Source organism: Ralstonia edaphi, from assembly GCF_958350185.1.
In the GTDB taxonomy this organism is placed as follows: Bacteria; Pseudomonadota; Gammaproteobacteria; order Burkholderiales; family Burkholderiaceae; genus Ralstonia; species Ralstonia edaphi.
In genome coordinates this window covers 638,502-654,729 of the sequence record NZ_CATWHI010000002.1, presented here as the reverse complement: position 1 = coordinate 654,729, position 16,228 = coordinate 638,502, and the positions used below count along the sequence as shown (strand labels likewise).

The 16,228-nt window shown below is 64.7% G+C and carries 18 protein-coding genes; 10 read left to right on the top strand and 8 right to left on the bottom strand.

All coding sequences use genetic code 11. From position 1 onward, the window contains the following. Positions 1–65: 65 nt before the first annotated feature. From R2669_RS08230 to R2669_RS08205, 6 genes are all read right to left on the bottom strand, one after another. A complete protein-coding gene (locus tag R2669_RS08230) occupies positions 66–815 on the bottom strand; it encodes an amino acid ABC transporter ATP-binding protein (protein WP_316869946.1) in 750 nt (249 codons plus the stop codon). After that, a complete protein-coding gene (locus tag R2669_RS08225) occupies positions 812–1,504 on the bottom strand; it encodes an amino acid ABC transporter permease (RefSeq protein ID WP_316899581.1) in 693 nt (230 codons plus the stop codon). The genes R2669_RS08230 and R2669_RS08225 overlap by 4 nt, the downstream gene beginning before the upstream one ends. Before the next feature lie 2 nt (positions 1,505–1,506). Then, positions 1,507–2,202 carry an amino acid ABC transporter permease gene (locus R2669_RS08220; RefSeq protein WP_147214037.1) on the bottom strand — a complete coding sequence of 232 codons (696 nt, stop codon included), beginning with the start codon at positions 2,200–2,202 and terminating at the stop codon, positions 1,507–1,509. 59 nt (positions 2,203–2,261) lie between these two features. Next, positions 2,262–3,107 carry an ABC transporter substrate-binding protein gene (locus R2669_RS08215; protein ID WP_232040659.1) on the bottom strand — a complete coding sequence of 282 codons (846 nt, stop codon included), beginning with the start codon at positions 3,105–3,107 and terminating at the stop codon, positions 2,262–2,264. Positions 3,108–3,475: 368 nt separating this feature from the next. After that, complete coding sequence (locus R2669_RS08210; protein ID WP_147217979.1) at positions 3,476–4,054, bottom strand: hypothetical protein; 579 nt, start codon at positions 4,052–4,054, stop codon at positions 3,476–3,478. A gap of 90 nt (positions 4,055–4,144) precedes the next feature. After that, entirely contained in the window at positions 4,145–4,936 is a 792-nt protein-coding gene (locus R2669_RS08205; protein WP_316899578.1) for an IclR family transcriptional regulator, read from the bottom strand. A 326-nt stretch (positions 4,937–5,262) separates the two neighbouring features. Between R2669_RS08205 and R2669_RS08200 the strand changes: the two genes are divergently transcribed. From R2669_RS08200 to R2669_RS08155, 10 genes are all read left to right on the top strand, one after another. After that, the gene (locus R2669_RS08200) at positions 5,263–5,952 is read left to right on the top strand and encodes a 3-oxoacid CoA-transferase subunit A (RefSeq protein WP_102066906.1); all 690 of its coding nucleotides are present in this window, start codon (positions 5,263–5,265) and stop codon (positions 5,950–5,952) included. Next, positions 5,949–6,611, top strand: a complete 663-nt coding sequence (locus tag R2669_RS08195) for a CoA transferase subunit B (protein WP_316899576.1) — start codon at positions 5,949–5,951, stop codon at positions 6,609–6,611. The genes R2669_RS08200 and R2669_RS08195 overlap by 4 nt, the downstream gene beginning before the upstream one ends. A 22-nt stretch (positions 6,612–6,633) precedes the next feature. Then, a complete protein-coding gene (gene pcaF / locus R2669_RS08190) occupies positions 6,634–7,836 on the top strand; it encodes a 3-oxoadipyl-CoA thiolase (protein ID WP_316899574.1) in 1,203 nt (400 codons plus the stop codon). 13 nt (positions 7,837–7,849) lie between these two features. Next, positions 7,850–9,211, top strand: a complete 1,362-nt coding sequence (locus R2669_RS08185) for a 3-carboxy-cis,cis-muconate cycloisomerase (protein ID WP_316899573.1) — start codon at positions 7,850–7,852, stop codon at positions 9,209–9,211. Positions 9,212–9,233: 22 nt separating this feature from the next. Continuing rightward, on the top strand, positions 9,234–10,046 hold the full coding sequence (pcaD, locus tag R2669_RS08180) for a 3-oxoadipate enol-lactonase (RefSeq protein ID WP_316889681.1): 813 nt from the start codon (positions 9,234–9,236) through the stop codon (positions 10,044–10,046). Next, on the top strand, positions 10,039–10,437 hold the full coding sequence (gene pcaC / locus R2669_RS08175; RefSeq protein ID WP_027680879.1) for a 4-carboxymuconolactone decarboxylase: 399 nt from the start codon (positions 10,039–10,041) through the stop codon (positions 10,435–10,437). Before pcaD ends, pcaC begins: the two co-directional genes overlap by 8 nt. Before the next feature lie 82 nt (positions 10,438–10,519). After that, complete coding sequence (locus R2669_RS08170) at positions 10,520–11,389, top strand: branched-chain amino acid ABC transporter permease (protein WP_316899571.1); 870 nt, start codon at positions 10,520–10,522, stop codon at positions 11,387–11,389. Further along, positions 11,386–12,420, top strand: a complete 1,035-nt coding sequence (locus R2669_RS08165; RefSeq protein WP_316899569.1) for a branched-chain amino acid ABC transporter permease — start codon at positions 11,386–11,388, stop codon at positions 12,418–12,420. The genes R2669_RS08170 and R2669_RS08165 overlap by 4 nt, the downstream gene beginning before the upstream one ends. Continuing rightward, entirely contained in the window at positions 12,417–13,190 is a 774-nt protein-coding gene (locus R2669_RS08160; RefSeq protein ID WP_316899566.1) for an ABC transporter ATP-binding protein, read from the top strand. The genes R2669_RS08165 and R2669_RS08160 overlap by 4 nt, the downstream gene beginning before the upstream one ends. Then, positions 13,183–13,884, top strand: coding sequence for an ABC transporter ATP-binding protein (locus R2669_RS08155; protein ID WP_147217995.1), 702 nt, complete (start codon positions 13,183–13,185; stop codon positions 13,882–13,884). Before R2669_RS08160 ends, R2669_RS08155 begins: the two co-directional genes overlap by 8 nt. Before the next feature lie 3 nt (positions 13,885–13,887). Here the strand turns inward: R2669_RS08155 and R2669_RS08150 are convergent, their stop codons facing one another. Further along, complete coding sequence (locus R2669_RS08150) at positions 13,888–15,057, bottom strand: ABC transporter substrate-binding protein (protein WP_316899564.1); 1,170 nt, start codon at positions 15,055–15,057, stop codon at positions 13,888–13,890. Positions 15,058–15,197: 140 nt separating this feature from the next. Continuing rightward, positions 15,198–16,175, bottom strand: coding sequence for a LysR family transcriptional regulator (locus tag R2669_RS08145; RefSeq protein WP_316899562.1), 978 nt, complete (start codon positions 16,173–16,175; stop codon positions 15,198–15,200). Positions 16,176–16,228 lie beyond the last annotated feature (53 nt).

Here is a 16,228-nt window from a genome sequence, read left to right as displayed (position 1 = left end):
CCGTGCATCCAAAGAAAACGGGGAACAGTGTTCCCCGTTTTTTTATTGGGCCGCTGTCCGACGGTTCAGGCAGGTTCGCTCCACGGCGAGCGGATGTCGGCCAGGAAGCGCTGCGCCCGCGGGTGCTGCGGTCGCTGGAAGAAATCTTCGGGCGTGGCGCGTTCCAGCACCTGACCCTGGTCCATGAACAGGACGCGGTCGGCCACTTCGCGCGCGAAGCCCATTTCGTGCGTGACGCAGACCATGGTCATGCCGTCGCGGGCGAGATCCTTCATCACCAGCAGCACCTCGTTGACCATCTCCGGGTCCAGCGCGGAGGTGGGTTCGTCGAACAGCATGACGGGAGGCTTCATGGCCAGGGCGCGCGCGATGGCTACGCGCTGCTGCTGCCCGCCGGACAGCTCGCCGGGGTAGGCGCCGGCCTTGTGCGGCAGGCCCACGCGTTCGAGCAGGCTCATCGCAAAGTCCTTCGCTTCCTGCGGCTGCATGCGCTTGAGCTGCACCGGCGCCAGCGTGCAGTTCTGCATGACGGTCAGGTGCGGAAACAGGTTGAACTGCTGGAACACGAAGCCGATGCCGCTGCGCAGTTGGTTGACGTCCACGCCTGGCGCATGCACCTCGTGGCCGTTCACGACGATGCGGCCTTTCTGAATGGCCTCGAGCCGGTTCAGCGTGCGGATGAGCGTCGACTTGCCCGAGCCCGACGGCCCGCACACGACCACCACTTCGCCCTTGGCAACGGTTTCGTTGATGTCGACCAGCGCGTGGTAATCGCCGTACCACTTGTCGACGTGTTCGATCGTGATCATGTTCATGGTTTGGACGGGGCACTAGCTGCAAGGCGGCGCTCAAGGTAGAACGCCACGCGCGTCAGGCTGAAGCACATGATGAAGTAGCTGATGCCGAGCAGGCCGTACACCTCGGCGGACTTGACCATTACGGCGGTGCTGATCTGCCCGGCCACGAACGACACCTCGGGCAGGCTGATGATGTAGCCCAGCGAGGTCTCCTTGATGGTCGACACGAGCTGATTGACGAGCGACGGCAGCATGTTGCGCAGCGCCTGCGGCAGGATCACACGGCGCATCGCCTGCATGTACGACAGGCCCAGCGAGCGTGCGCTTTCCATTTGCCCGCGCGGCAACGCCTGGATGCCTGCACGCACGATCTCCGCCAGATAGGCGCCGTCGAAGATCACCAGCGCGGTCAGCATGGTGCTGAACTGGTCCGTGCGCTGGCCGGTAACGGACGGCAGCAGGAAATACGCCCAGAAGATCACCATCAGCAGCGGCGTGCCGCGCACGACATAGACCAGTGCCGTGGCCGGCCAGCGCAGCGCGGCAATCGGGCTGACGCGGCACAGGCCGAGGATGATGCCCACCGGCAGCGCCAGCACAAGGCCTGCGGACGCCAGCAGGAACGTCAGCGCCAACCCGCCCAGCGGCCCGTTCGGGTACTGGCCGATCAGGTAATAGATACCGTAGGTTTGGATGAGATCGAGCATGGCTACAGCGTCCGGACGGGGTAGCGATGCTGATACCAGGCGGAGAACACCGTGATCGCGATCGAGATGGTCAGATAGGCCGCGGTGGCAAACGCAAACGCCTCAAAGCCGCGGAAGGTGGCGGACTCTACCTGCTGCGCCTGGTACATCAATTCGGCCACGCCGATCACCATGGCGATGCTGGAGTTTTTCCACAGGTTCAACGTTTGGCTGACCAGCGGCGGAACCGTCACGCGCAGCGATTGCGGCAGCACCACCAGTCGCATGGCCTGCAGGAACGAGAGTCCGAGCGCGCGGCTGGCCTCAAGCTGTTCCTTCGGGATCGAGCGGATGCCGCTGCGGATGTCTTCCGCCATGTACGCGGCCGTGTAGAGCACAAGCGCAATGACGGCGCTCGCGGCCTCGTAGTTCATGCTGTACAGCCAGTCCCGGATGAACTCCGGCAGGATCTGCGGCGCGCCGAAATACCAGAACAGCATGTGGGCGAGCAGCGGCACGTTGCGGATGGCTTCGACATAGGTCTGGCCGATGCCGCGCAATGGTGCGGCGGGCGACAGGCGCAGCAGCGCCACCACGATGGCAAGCGGCAGCGCCAGCACGAAAGCCAGCACGGAAAGCTTGATCGACAGGAAGAAACCGCTGACGAGCCACTGGTGATACTGCCCCGAGAGCAGCATCGACAAATCAAAATGGGGCATGGAGATTCACCGCCCGGACGCAGTTCAGATACCGGTCCGGGCGGCCCGACCTTTAGCGATTAATCGATCTTGTCGGTAGAAATCTTGAAGGTGCGCTGCGGGAAGGCCATCTTCGTATTCGGGCCGAACCACTTGTCGAACAGCTTCTGCGCCTCGCCGCTCTTTTCCATGCCGAGCAGCACGTCGTCGACCTGCTTCTTGAAGGCCGGCTCGCCCTTGCGGATGCCCAGTGCCAGGTGTTCGGTCGACAGGTTTTGTGGCAGCAGCGCGTAATCCTTGGCCGCCGGGCCCATCTTGGCCATGTTGCCGATCAGCGTGGTTTCGTCGTTCACGTAGGCGACGCCCTTGCCTTGCTGCAGGGCCAGCAGCGCCTGCGGGCTGTTGTCGAACGAGACAACGTCGGCGTTCTTGATGGTCTTGGCAATGTTGGCTTCCATGGTCGAGCCCTTGACCGTCAGGAGCTTCTTGCCATCAAGCTGGGCGAGCGACGTGATGCCGCTGCTCTTCTTCACCATGGCCTTCTGGCCGGTGATGAAGGTCGACACCGAGAAGTCGATCTGCGCCTCGCGCTCCTTGTTGTGCGTGAGCGAGGCGGCCAGCAGGTCCACGCGGCCTTGCTGCAGTTCGGGCAGGCGGGCGGCCACGGCCAGTTGCTTGAGCACGGGCTTGACGCCCAGGCTCTTGGCGATGGCGTCGCACATGTCGACGTCGTAGCCGACGATCTCGCGGCTCATCGGGTCCTTCAGGAAGCTGAACGGCTCGTCGGTGCCGAGCACGCCGCAGACAAGCTCGCCCTTCTTCTTGATGTCGGAAACTTGATCAGCGTGCGCAGTGGCGGCGACCAGGGTTGCCGCGGCCAGGATGGCGGCACCCGCAAATTGCGTCAGACGTCGGTTTGTTTTCATCGGATTTCCTCCTTGACGACTTCGGTGGTGAACAGTGTGCGAATCGAGTTCGGATCGGGGATCGCCCGCGAGCATACCGGCATATGCGCGCTTTGCATGCGCGCACTTCGGATAACCATATGACGGCGAGCGGAACGCCCAACTATAGTCCATGCCGATACGGCGCAGAGAGCGGTTGGCAGGCAGGGCGGGGTGCAGTGCACAGGCGGGATGTTTGGGTTGCCGGGGTTGGATGCGTGCAGCCCGATGAGGCTGGCGCAGCAAGGCAGGGGCCCGGCAGACGTTGGATGAAATGAGACTTTGTCTGCCATTAATGACATGGCAGCCGACTGCACTCCATCAGGGGATTCCCGGGGCGGAACGTGGGCCTACAGCGCGCCGCAGATCGATTCGTTGATGGGCACGTCGCCCACGGTCTCGTGATCGTTGCCGCGATAGCGGTAGACCAGGCTCAAGCCCAGGCGCGTGAGGATGCGCACGTCGCCGTTGTTGCAGATGTTCTTCTGCAGGATCGGCACGAAATTCAGCCGGAAGCCCTGCGATGCGGCCGAGTGCGCCGCGTAGTTGGTCAGCGTGATGACGAAGACGAGGTTCTTCTTCTGCGCCAGCGAGCATTGCGCCAAGGAGGTCTCGCGGTCGAGCGGGACAGGGGTGAAGCGGTTGATTTCGGCGCAGGCCTGGGCGAGGGCGCGGTCTGCATTGCGGGCGGGGCCCGTGAGGGCCGGCACGCCGGCGGCGGCCGTGCTGCGCCCCGTGGCGGCGCCTACCAGCATGCGGGCCAGTGGCGTCAGCTCCTGCATGGCGGTCGCCAGCGGCGTCGATTGTGCCCACACAGGGCTGGACAGCAAGGGCAGGGCAAGCGCCAGGATGCACGACGCATGCGCCCGGCGATGGCGGCCTTTCACATCCAGACCGGTGTGAATGGCGGTGTGTTGAGTCACAGACATCCTCTTTGCCCACGGAGCCACAATTTTATTGAAAAAACTGTCGGGATGCGAGGCGCGCAGCGCACCGGGCACTGCCGCTTTTAACTCAGATCAGGTGCGTACCCGCACCATGGCCGAAATGCGCTCGGCCGCCTGCTGCAGCGGACCGAGAAACTGCTTCGTCATCTGTTTGCCTGAAGTCCGGTTGGCCTGCCCGCTGATGTTCATGGCGGCGATGATATCGCCTGCACGATTGCGGATCGGCGCCGATAGCGAAATCAGCCCTTCCTCAAGCTCCTGGTCGACCAGCGCCCAACCCTGTTGGCGCACGCCGGCTATGACTTCCTTCAGTGCGTCGACGTCTGTCATGGTGCGCTGCGTGCGTGGGCGGCGGTCCGACTCGCGCAGTGCGATGTCCAACTGATCCTCGGGCAGGCCCGACAGCAGCACGCGGCCCATCGACGTACAGAACGCCGGCAGGCGGCTGCCGACCGACAGGTTCAGCGCGATGATCTTCTGCGTGGGCACGCGCAGAACGTAGACGATTTCCGTCCCATCCAATACCGACGCAGAGCAACTTTCGTGCACCGTCTGCACGAGCTCTTCCATCACCGGCTCGGCGAGGTTCCAGAACGGCATCGAGGTGAGGTAGGCGAACCCAAGGTCGAGGATCTTGGGCGTGAGGCGGAAAAGGCGGCCTTCAAAGCTGACATAGCCGAGGCTGACCAGCGTGAGGAGGATGCGCCGGGCGCCGGCGCGGGTGAGGCCCGTGGCCTCGGCGACTTCGGAAAGCGTCTGCTCCGGGCGTTCGGCGTTGAACGCGCGGATGACCGACAGCCCTCGCGCAAAGGACTGGACGTAGGAATCGCTGGGTTTTTCGGTAGGCAGTTCGGCGGCAGACATGCAAAGACAGGCAAAAGCGGTGCAGTGGCCTCAAGACTACTGGCATTGCCCAGGTTTCGCCACTCGAACACCCGATCGGGATGCGTACGCCTTGACACGCTCGGGAGGGGAGGCGTAGATTCGTTCTTGGATCGAACGTTGGTTCTAATAGCGAACAAACGAGAGGCAAGGTAAGCCCGGGCCGGACAGCAAAGGCCTGTGTCGATCCGATCGTCAACAGGAGACTCGCAGGCCGCCCGGTTGCGGTTCGGCCATGTCCGGCCCCCGCGATGCTCCGACCTGCGCCAGCCATCGAGAATGTGCGGCGCCCTTGCCGGAGAATGCACGTGATCAACAAGCTTTGTCCGTCTGTGGAGGCCGCTCTGGCCGATATCCCGGACGGTGCCACCATCATGATCGGCGGGTTCGGTACCGCCGGCATGCCCTCGGAACTCATCGACGGGCTGATCGCGCACGGCGCGCGTGAGCTGACCATCATCAACAACAACGCCGGCAACGGCGAGACGGGCCTGGCCGCGCTGCTCAAGGCGCGCCGCGTACGCAAGATCGTCTGCTCGTTCCCCCGCCAGGCCGATTCGTATGTATTCGATGCGCTCTACCGCGCCGGCGAGATCGAACTGGAGCTCGTGCCGCAAGGCAACCTGGCCGAGCGCATCCGCGCCGCAGGTGCCGGCATTGGTGGGTTTTTCTGCCCGACCGCCTACGGCACGCAATTGGCCGAAGGCAAGGAAACGCGCATCATCGACGGCAAGCCGTACGTGTTCGAGCTGCCGCTCACGGCGGACTACGCCCTCATCAAGGCCCTGCGCGCTGACCGCTGGGGCAATCTCGTCTATCGCAAGACCGCTCGCAACTTCGGGCCGGTGATGGCCATGGCGGCCAAGTGCACCATCGCGCAGGTCAGCGAGACGGTGGAACTGGGCGAGCTGGACCCCGAGCACATCGTCACGCCGGGCATTTTTGTGAAGCGCGTCGTGAAGCTCGTCTCCGCGCAACCCGCCAAGGAGGCAGCATGAGCGCCGAAACTACCGCCAAGATCCAGCGCTGGACGCGCAATCAGATCGCTGCCCGTGTGGCGCGTGATATTCCCGATGGGTCGATCGTCAACCTCGGCATCGGCCTGCCGACGCTGGTGGCGAACCAGCTGCCGGCCGATCGCGAAATCATCCTGCACACCGAGAACGGCCTGCTGGGCATGGGCCCCGCGCCCGCGCCCGGGCAAGAAGACGAAGACCTCATCAACGCCGGCAAGCAGCCGGTCACGATCAAGCCGGGTGCCTCGTTCTTCCATCACGCCGATTCGTTTGCCATGATGCGGGGCGGCCATCTCGACTATTGCGTGCTCGGCGCCTTCCAGGTGTCGGCCACGGGTGACCTGGCCAACTGGCACACCGGAGCACCGGATGCGATTCCCGCCGTGGGCGGCGCGATGGACCTGGCCATTGGTGCCAAGCGCGTCTTCGTCATGATGGAGCACCAGACCAAGCAGGGCGAAAGCAAGATCGTGCCGTCGTGCACGTACCCGCTGACGGGCATCGGCTGTGTCGATACCATCTACACCGACCTTGCCGTGATCGAGATCACGCCCGAGGGGCTGGTGGTGCGCGAGATGGCCGATGGCCTCGATTTCGATACGCTGCAGACGATGACGGCCGCGCCGTTGCGCCGTGCCTAGAACCATTGGAGACAGAATCATCATGACCGAAGCCTTTATCTGCGACGCCATCCGCACCCCCATCGGCCGATACGGCGGCAGCCTGTCCGCCGTGCGCGCGGATGATCTGGGTGCCGTGCCGCTCAAGGCGCTGATGGCGCGCAACCCGCAGGTCGACTGGACAGCCATCGACGACGTGATCTTCGGCTGCGCCAACCAGGCGGGCGAAGACAACCGTAACGTGGCGCGCATGTCGTCGTTGCTGGCCGGGTTGCCCGACAGCGTGCCGGGCTCGACCATCAACCGCCTGTGCGGCTCGGGCATGGACGCCACCGGCACCGCTGCGCGCGCCATCCGCTCGGGCGAAACCGGGCTGATGATCGCGGGCGGTGTGGAAAGCATGAGCCGCGCGCCGTTTGTGATGGGCAAGGCGGCCAGCGCCTTCTCGCGCGATGCTGCCATCTACGACACGACCATCGGCTGGCGCTTCATCAACCCGCTGATGAAGGCGCAATACGGCGTCGACTCGATGCCCGAAACCGCCGAGAACGTCGCCACCGACTACAAGGTCAACCGCGAAGATCAAGACCGCTTCGCGCTGCGCAGCCAGGCGAGCGCCGCACGTGCGCAGGAAGACGGCACGCTCGCGCAGGAAATCACGCCGGTGACGATCCCGCAGAAGAAGGGCGATGCCATCGTTGTCAGCCGTGATGAGCATCCGCGTGCGACAACCATGGAAGCGCTCGCCAAGCTCAAGGGCGTGGTGCGTCCGGATGGCACGGTGACGGCCGGCAATGCGTCGGGCGTGAACGATGGCGCCTGTGCGCTGCTCCTTGCCAACGAAGAATCTGCCAAGCGTTTTGGTCTGACGCCGCGTGCACGCATCGTCGGCATGGCAACGGCCGGCGTGCCGCCGCGCGTAATGGGCATTGGTCCGGCACCGGCGTCGCAAAAGCTGCTCAAGCAGCTGGGCCTGACGATCGACCAGATGGACGTGATCGAGCTGAACGAGGCGTTTGCCGCGCAGGGCTTGGCCGTGACGCGTCAACTGGGCCTGCGTGATGACGACCCGCGCGTCAACCCGAACGGCGGCGCCATCGCACTGGGTCACCCGCTCGGCATGAGTGGCGCGCGCCTGGTGACCACGGCGATGTATCAGCTGCAACGCACCGGTGGACGCTACGCGCTGTGCACGATGTGCATTGGCGTGGGTCAGGGCATTGCACTGGTCATCGAACGCGTTTGAGTTTGATACGGCCATGACCAGCGGATTGCTCGATCGCGCCTTCTCCACACCGGCCATGCTGGCGGTGTGGTCCGATGCGGCCACCGTGCGCGCGATGCTAGATGTGGAGGCCGCGCTGGCGCAGGCCGAAGGCGCGGTTGGTGTGATCCCGGCGGAAGCCGTTGCACCGATTCGCGCGGTGTGCGCCAAGGCGACGTTGGACCTGGAAGCGCTCGGCAATGCCGCTGCCAGCGCAGGCAACCTGGCGATCCCACTGGTCAAGCAACTCACCGCCGCTGTCGCACGGCACGATGAAAACGCCGCGCGCTACGTGCACTGGGGCGCGACCAGCCAGGACGTCATCGATACCGGTCTGATGCTGCAGTGGCGGCAATCGGCTGCGTTGCTCGAAGCGGATTTGCAGAAGCTGGCCGACGCGCTCGCTGCACTGGCGCAACGTCATCGCAATACGCCGATGGTGGCGCGCACGTGGTTGCAGCAGGCCCTGCCGACGACGTTTGGGCGCAAGGTTGCGGGTTGGCTGGAAGCAGTGCATCGCGCGCAGGATCGTTTTGCCGCGCTGCGCGTGCATGTGCCCGCGCTGCAGTTTGGCGGGGCGGCGGGCACGCTTGCCAGCCTGGGTGAACACGCACGCGCCGTCGCTCAAACGCTGGCGCACGAACTTGATCTGCCGCTGCCAGCACTCTCTTGGCACGGCGAGCAGGATCGAATCGCCGACATCGGCACGACGCTCGCGTTGCTGACGGGCACGCTGGGCCATTTCGCGCGCGATCTCTCGCTGATGATGCAGACCGAGGTTGGCGAAGTAGCGGAGCCGTCCGGTGCCGGCAAGGGTGGTTCTTCCACCATGCCGCATAAGCGCAATCCGGTTGGCTGCGCGACGGTGCTGGCTGCGGCCACGCGCATGCCGGGTTTGGCCAGCACGCTGCTGGCCGCGCTACCGCAGGAGCACGAACGCGCGCTCGGCGGTTGGCAGGCGCAGTGGGCGACGTTGCGCGAAATGGCCTGTCTCGCGGCCGGCGCGCTCGATCGGATGTGCGAGATTGTCGGAGGGTTGCAAGTCGACGCTGCTCGCATGCGCGCGAATCTGGACCTTACGCACGGGCTGATCCTCGGTGAAGCCGTAATGCTGGCGCTGGGCGCGGAGCTTGGCCGCCTGCAGGCGCACCATGTGGTCGAAGCTGCCAGCCGCAAAGCGGTACAAGAGAACAAGACGCTGCATGACGTACTGGCGCAGGATGCCGACGTTCTTCGCATCTGGGGTGCGACCGCGCCGCAACGGCTGAGCGCGCTGCTCGACCCCACTCATTACCTTGGCGATGCGGGCGCCGCTGTCGACCGCGTGCTCGCAGAGCATGCCTGCCGCCATCCCTGAAAACGCATTCCACGGAGACACCATGCCCTGGCTTGAACACGACAACGTCCGCCTGTATCACGAATTCGACGATGGGCCCGCCACAGGTAAGCCGGTGCTGGTGCTGTCGAATTCGCTTGGCACCAACCTCGGCATGTGGGAGCCGCAGCTCGACGCGTTGCGCCAGCACTTCCGCCTGCTGCGCTATGATCAGCGCGGCCACGGGCAATCGAGCGTGCCGGACGCGCCGTTTGGCGTCGCGCAACTCGGCGGTGATGTGCTTGCGCTGCTCGACCACTACAACATTGAGCTGGCGCTGTTCTGCGGCCTGTCGATGGGCGGGCTGACCGGCCTGTGGCTGGCCGCGCATCACGGCGAGCGTTTCCCGCGCATGGTCGTGACGAACACCGCCGCGCTGATCGGCACGCAGCAAAGCTGGAATACGCGTATCGCGCAGGTCGAGCAGGGCGGCATGGCCAGCATTACGGAAACGGTGCTGGAGCGTTGGTTCACGCAGGGCTACCGCGATGCCAACGCAAGCCGCGTCGACATCGTCAAGGCGATGTTGCTGTCCACGCCGGACGCCGGCTACAACGGCAATTGCGCAGCCATTCGCGATGCGGATTTGCGCGCGCAACTGCAGAACATCCGCGTGCCGATGCTGGTGATCGGCGGCACGCACGATATCTCCACGCCGGCTGCACAGACCAAGCTCATTGCCGACGGCGTGCCCGGCGCCCAGTACATCGAACTGTCTGCCGGCCACCTCGCCAACTGGGAGCAGGCTGACGGCTACACCGAAGCGCTGGTCAGCTTCTTGACGACCGGCGTGGTGCGCGAGGTTGCCCATGGATGATCGCGAACGCTACGCCGCGGGCATGGAAGTGCGCCGCGCTGTGCTGGGCGATGCCCACGTCGACCGTGCCAATGCCGCGCAGACCGATCTGACGGCTCCGTTTCAAGACCTCATCACGCGCTACGCCTGGGGCGAAATCTGGACGCGCCCCGGCTTGCCGCGCCACACCCGCAGCCTGCTGACGATCGCCATGATGGTCGCCCTCGGCCGCGACGGCGAGTTGCGTTTGCATCTGCGCGCCGCCGCCAACAACGGTGTCACGCGCGACGAGATCCAGGAAACGCTCCTGCAGACCGCCATCTACTGCGGCGTGCCGGCTGCCAACCATGCCTTCCATCTCGCGCAGACGGTGTTTGCCGAGATGGATGCGGAGGGCGCTGCGAAGAAGTAACACCGCCGTCTCCGCAGAGACGCCACGCAACACACCGGGCAAACCGGCCGCCGAGCTGGAAAAAAGCCCAAGGAGGAGACCCATGCTCAGCGCATTGGGTGTGTTGTTCGACGGGCTGGCCTACGGCAGCCTGCTGTTCCTGATCAGCATCGGCCTGTCGGTCACGATGGGCCTGATGAACTTCATCAACCTCGCCCACGGGGCCTTCGCCATGGCGGGCGGCTATGTGTGCGTGGTGCTGATGAACCGCCTCGGCGTGCCGTTTCTGGCGACGCTGCCCATCGTTTTCCTTGTCACCGCAGCCATCGGTTTTGTGCTGGAGCGCACGCTGTATCGGCGGCTCTATCGCGCGAGCCCGCTCGATCAGGTGCTGTTCTCCATCGCGCTCGTTTTCATGGCGATGGCGGGGGCGACTTACGTGTGGGGCCCGTCGCAGCAACCGGTTGAACTGCCCGAGATGCTGCGCGGGCAATGGCGGGTTTTCGATAGCGGATTGGAAGTCGGGCGCTATCGCGTGTTCCTGATTGGCGTCGTGATTGCGCTGACGGCGCTGCTCGCGTGGCTGGTCGAGCGCACGCGCTTCGGCGCGCAGGTGAGGGCGTCCGTGGACAACCAGCAGGCATCTGCAGGCCTGGGCATCAACGTGAGCCTCGTGTTTTCCGTCACGTTCGCGCTGGGCTCGGGGTTGGCAGGGCTAGGCGGCGGATTGGGCATCGACGTGCTCGGGCTCGACCCGGCCTTCCCGATCAAATACATGGTGTACTTCCTGCTCGTGGTAGCAGTCGGCGGTGCCGGTTCAATCAAGGGCACATTGCTGGCGGCGCTTGTGCTCGGCGTGTTCGACGTAGCCGGCAAGTACTACGTGCCCGACGTGGGCGCGTTCGTCATCTACGGGTTGATGGTCGTGCTGCTCGTGCTGTTCCCGAGCGGTTTGCTGGGGAGGCGCGCATGAGTGTGCTGCAGCAGTTGAGGCGTTCAGCCCGGCCTGTCGAGGGCTCCGCCACACACGGGCTGCCGGAAGCACGGTGGTCACCGTTCGAGATCGCGTTCTGGTGCGTGCCGATTGCGGTGTTCTTTCTCCTTCCCGATTACCTTGTCTTCGGCAGCCAGGTGCTGATTGTCGGGCTGTTTGCGTTGTCGCTCGATCTGGTGCTCGGCTATGCGGGCATCGTGTCGCTGGGGCATGCAGGCTTCTTCGGGCTGGGCGCCTACACCGCCGGACTGCTCGCAGCGCATGGCTGGGGTGAACCGCTCAGCGGTCTGGCTGCAGGCGCTGTCGTCGCCGCGCTGGCCGGCTTCTGTGTGAGCTTTCTCGTCGTGCGCGGCCAGGATCTGACGCGACTGATGGTCACGCTCGGGATCGGCCTGATGCTGTATGAAGCGGCCAACAAGATGGCGTTTCTCACGGGCGGTGTTGATGGCCTTTCCGGTGTGACGATGCGCAACCTGCTCGGCACGTTCGAGTTCGACCTGGAGGGGCGCACGGCTTACGCCTACAGCCTGGTCGTGCTGTTTCTGGTGTTTGTAGGGTTGCGTCGCCTGGTGCGCTCGCCGTTCGGGTTGTCGCTGCGCGGCATTCAGCAGGGGCCGAAGCGCATGCCAGCCATCGGCGCGAATGTTCGCATGCGGCTGGTTGCGGCGTTTACCGTGAGTGCGGCGATTGCCGGTATCGCAGGCGCCTTGCTCGCGCAGACGACGCAATTTGTCGGATTGGATTCGCTGGGCTTCTCGCGTTCGGCAGAGCTGCTGATCATGCTCGTGCTGGGCGGCGCCGGGCGGTTGTACGGGGCGCTGATCGGCGCAGCGGTGTTCATGATTGCGCAGGACGTGTTGGCCGGCATCAATCCTGTCTATTGGCAGTTCTGGATCGGCCTGCTGCTGATGATGATTGTGCTGTTTGCGCGCGGCGGCATTCTCGGCGGGCTGGAGGCTGTCGTATCTGCAGTCAAGGCGCGCGGTGCTCGCAAGGGAGGTGCGTCATGACTGCACCCGCGATCCATCCTCCGCCCACATTGAGCACGCGGAGCCTGTCCCGGCGTTGGGGCGGCTTTCACGCCAATTCCGATATCTCGCTGTCTTTTGCGCCCGGCGCACGCCACGCTCTGATCGGCCCGAACGGCGCCGGCAAAACGACCTTCATCAATCTGCTCACCGGCACGCTCGCACCCACGGCGGGCCAGGTGCTGCTGGACAATGAAGACATCACCCGGCTGCCCGCGCACCAGCGCGTCAAGCGCGGCATCACGCGCACATTCCAGATCAACACGTTGTTTCCGGGATTGACGGTGCTGGAATCGGTGATGCTCGCCATCTTCGAGCGCACGGGCGCGTCGTGGCATTGGCACCGTACCGTCGCGTCGCACAAGGATGCCCGCGACGAGGCGATGGCATTGCTCTGCCGCCTGCAACTCGGCGCCGACGCGCTGTTGCCCACGCATGCGTTGCCTTACGGCAAACAGCGTCTGGTGGAAATCGCCCTGGCGCTCGCGACCCAGCCGCGCATCCTGCTGCTCGACGAGCCAGCCGCCGGTATCCCGAGCGGAGAAAGCACCGAGCTGTTCGAGGTCATCGCCAGCCTGCCACGCGACATCACGATCCTCTTCATCGAGCACGACATGAACCTCGTGTTCCGCTTTGCCGAGCGCATCAGCGTGTTGGTCGCCGGGCGCGTGCTGACCGAAGGCACGCCGCAGGAGATCGCCGCCGACCCGCGGGTGCGTGAGGTCTACCTGGGGGAGGCTGAGCATGCGTGAACTGTTGTCGTTCGAACATGTGACCGCCGGCTACGGCAATGCAGTCGTGCTGGATGATGTGTCGTTCGCCTTGGAGACCGGCGGCAGCCTCGCGCTGCTGGGTCGCAACGGTGTCGGCAAGACCACGCTGCTCGCCACGCTGATGGGCTTTACGCGCCTGCACGGTGGGCGTATCCGCTGGCAAGGCGCGGATATCGCCAAGGTGCCGCCGCACCGGCGTGCCCGTGCGGGGCTCGGCTGGGTGCCGCAGGAGCGATGGATGTTTCCGTCGCTGACGGTGGAAGAGCATCTGACCGCCGTGGCGCGACCCGGCGCCTGGGATGTGGCGCGCGTCTACAAGACGTTTCCGCGTTTGCAGGAGCGGCGCCGCAATCTCGGCAATCAGCTGTCGGGCGGGGAGCAGCAAATGGTCGCCATCGCCCGCGCGCTGATGACGAATCCCGCGCTGCTGCTATTGGATGAACCGATGGAAGGCCTCGCGCCGATCATCGTGCAGGAGCTTGGCCGCGCCATCCGCGCGCTCGTTGAGGAGGGCGGCATGGCCGTGATCGTGGTGGAGCAGCATGCGCGTCTGGCGCTGCAACTCACGCAGCGCGCGGTGGTGCTCGATCGAGGCCGGATCGTGCACGCATCCGCCAGCGCCGATCTGCTGGCCGATGCGCCGTTGCTGCAACGGCTCGTGGCGGTTGCGTAGTGCTTATTTGCCCGGGTCCTTCACGTCGGCAAACTTGTCGAACTCGACGTTGTACAGCTCGTTGCCGACTTTCTCCACCTTGCGGATGTAGACGGTCTGCACCACGTCGCGCGTGGCCGGGTCGATGGTGATCGGCCCGCGCGGGCTGTCGATCTTCATGCCCTTGAAGGCGGCCATGGCCTTCTCGCCGTCGATCTTGCCGCCGAGCTTGTTGATCACGTTGTAGATCGCGCCGATGCCGTCATACGCGGCCACCGCCATGAAGTTCGGGCGGCCGGCGCCCGGGTTCGCCTCGGCGAAGGCCTTCAGGAAGGCTTTGTTCTGCGGCGAGTCGTGCGCGGCCGAGTAGTGGAACGACGTGATGACGCCCAGCGTCGAGTCGCCCATGGCTGGCAGCACGTGGTCGTCGGTCAAATCGCCTGTCGCGATGACCTTGATCCCGGCCTGCGCCAGCCCCCGCTCGCGGAAGCCCTTCATGAATGCCACACCTTGCTCGCCGGCCGGCAGGAAGACGAACACGGCTTGCGGCTTGGCATCTTTCACACGTTGGATGAACGGCGCGAACTCGGGATTGCGCAGCGGCACCCGCACGGCTTCCATGACCTGGCCGCCGCCGGCTGTGAACGTCTGCTTGAACGCGTTCTCCGCATCAATGCCCGGCGCGTAATCGGCAACTACGGTGGCTACCTGTTTGATACCGTTCTTCAGCGCCCACGTGGCGATCGGCGTGGAGATTTGCGGCAACGTCATTGACACACGCGTCACATAGTCCGACTTGGTCGTGATCGACGACGACGCTGCATTGAAGATCACCATCGGCTTCTTGGCCTGCTGCGCGATGGGCGCCACAGCCAGCGCTTCGGGCGTCAGGCCGAAGCCCGCGAGGAAATCCACCTTGTCGCGCACCACCAGTTCCTGCGCGAGGCGCTTGGCGACGTCCGGCACGGGGCCGGTCGTGTCCTTTACGATGATCTGCACTTGCCGCCCGCCGGCGGTCGTACCGTGCAGCTTCTGATACGCCTTGATGCCGTCTTCCATCTGCTTGCCATAGTCGGCAAAGGGGCCGGAGAAGGGCGCGATCAGGCCGATCTTGATCGGCTCTTCCGCAAAGGCGGGCAGGCCGATCGTGAGCGCACCGGCAACGGCGGTGAGCAGCAGCACACGACGTTTCATGAAGGTCTCCAAAGGTTGATCGGCAAGCGTGAGCCGAGAGACACCGCAACGGCGTCGCCTGCGCGTGCCAGCGATCCTAAAGGCTCCGTGTTCGCAATGCAATCGAGTGTTCGGACTGTGAACAGCGGGCGGCCGCACGATTATTTCGTGTTCTTGCGTTTGGCGGGTGGATGGCCGGGCTCGCGCCACTCGTCCGCCTCGTCGTTGAACAGAGACGACACGAGCGCGCGAAACCACCGGCTGCGTGCGTCGTTATGGAACTTGCGATGCCAGTGCTGCTTGAGATCGAAGCTCGGCAGCTCCAGCGGCGGCTCCATCACGCAGATGTTGGCGTGCGATTGCATGAACGACAGCCCCACGGCGTGCGGTACCGTCGCAATCAAGTCCGTGCGTGCGAGGATGAACGGAATGCTCATGAAATGCGGCGTGAGCAGCGCAGGGGTGCGGCGGATGCGCTTGCGTTCAAGGAAGCGCTCGTACAGTTCCTGGCTACGCCCCTCAGCGCGCACCACGGCGTGCCCGTATTCCAGAAACTGCGCCATCGACAGCTTCTTGTTGCCGCCGCGCGTGACGGGATGATCGGCCCGCACGATGCAGGTGAAGTAGTGCGTGAACAGCCGCTGCTGGAAGAAGTTGTTCTTCTTCAGGTCGGGGAAGTAGCCCACCGCAAGGTCGAGCGAGCCGGTCTCCAGCGCGCGTTCGAGCTGCGCTGGAGGCAATGATACGGATTGTATGGACGCGTGCGGCGCCTGCCGCGCCATCGCCTCGACAATGCGCGGCAGGAAGACCATTTCACCCACGTCCGACAGCGAGATCGAGAACGTGTGCGTGGTCGTGGCCGGATCGAACGCGCCGGTCTCCAGAATGCCTTCCCGCACACGGGCCAGGACGTCGCGCGCTGCAGGAATGAGCGCCAGCGCCCGCGGCGTCGGCTCCATGCCGCGCGAGGTGCGGACGAACAACGGGTCGTCGAACGCAGTGCGCAGCTTGCCCAACGCAGTGCTCACGCCCGGCTGGCTCATCCCGAGCTGCTGCGCCGCCATGCTCACGCTGCGCGCGTCATGCAACGCCAGCAGAATCGGCAACAGGTTCAGATCAAAGTCGGGCAGCGTAGACATGGCGATGGATTATCTGAATCAGCGATAGAGTTTATCGCCAATATTGCATTGTG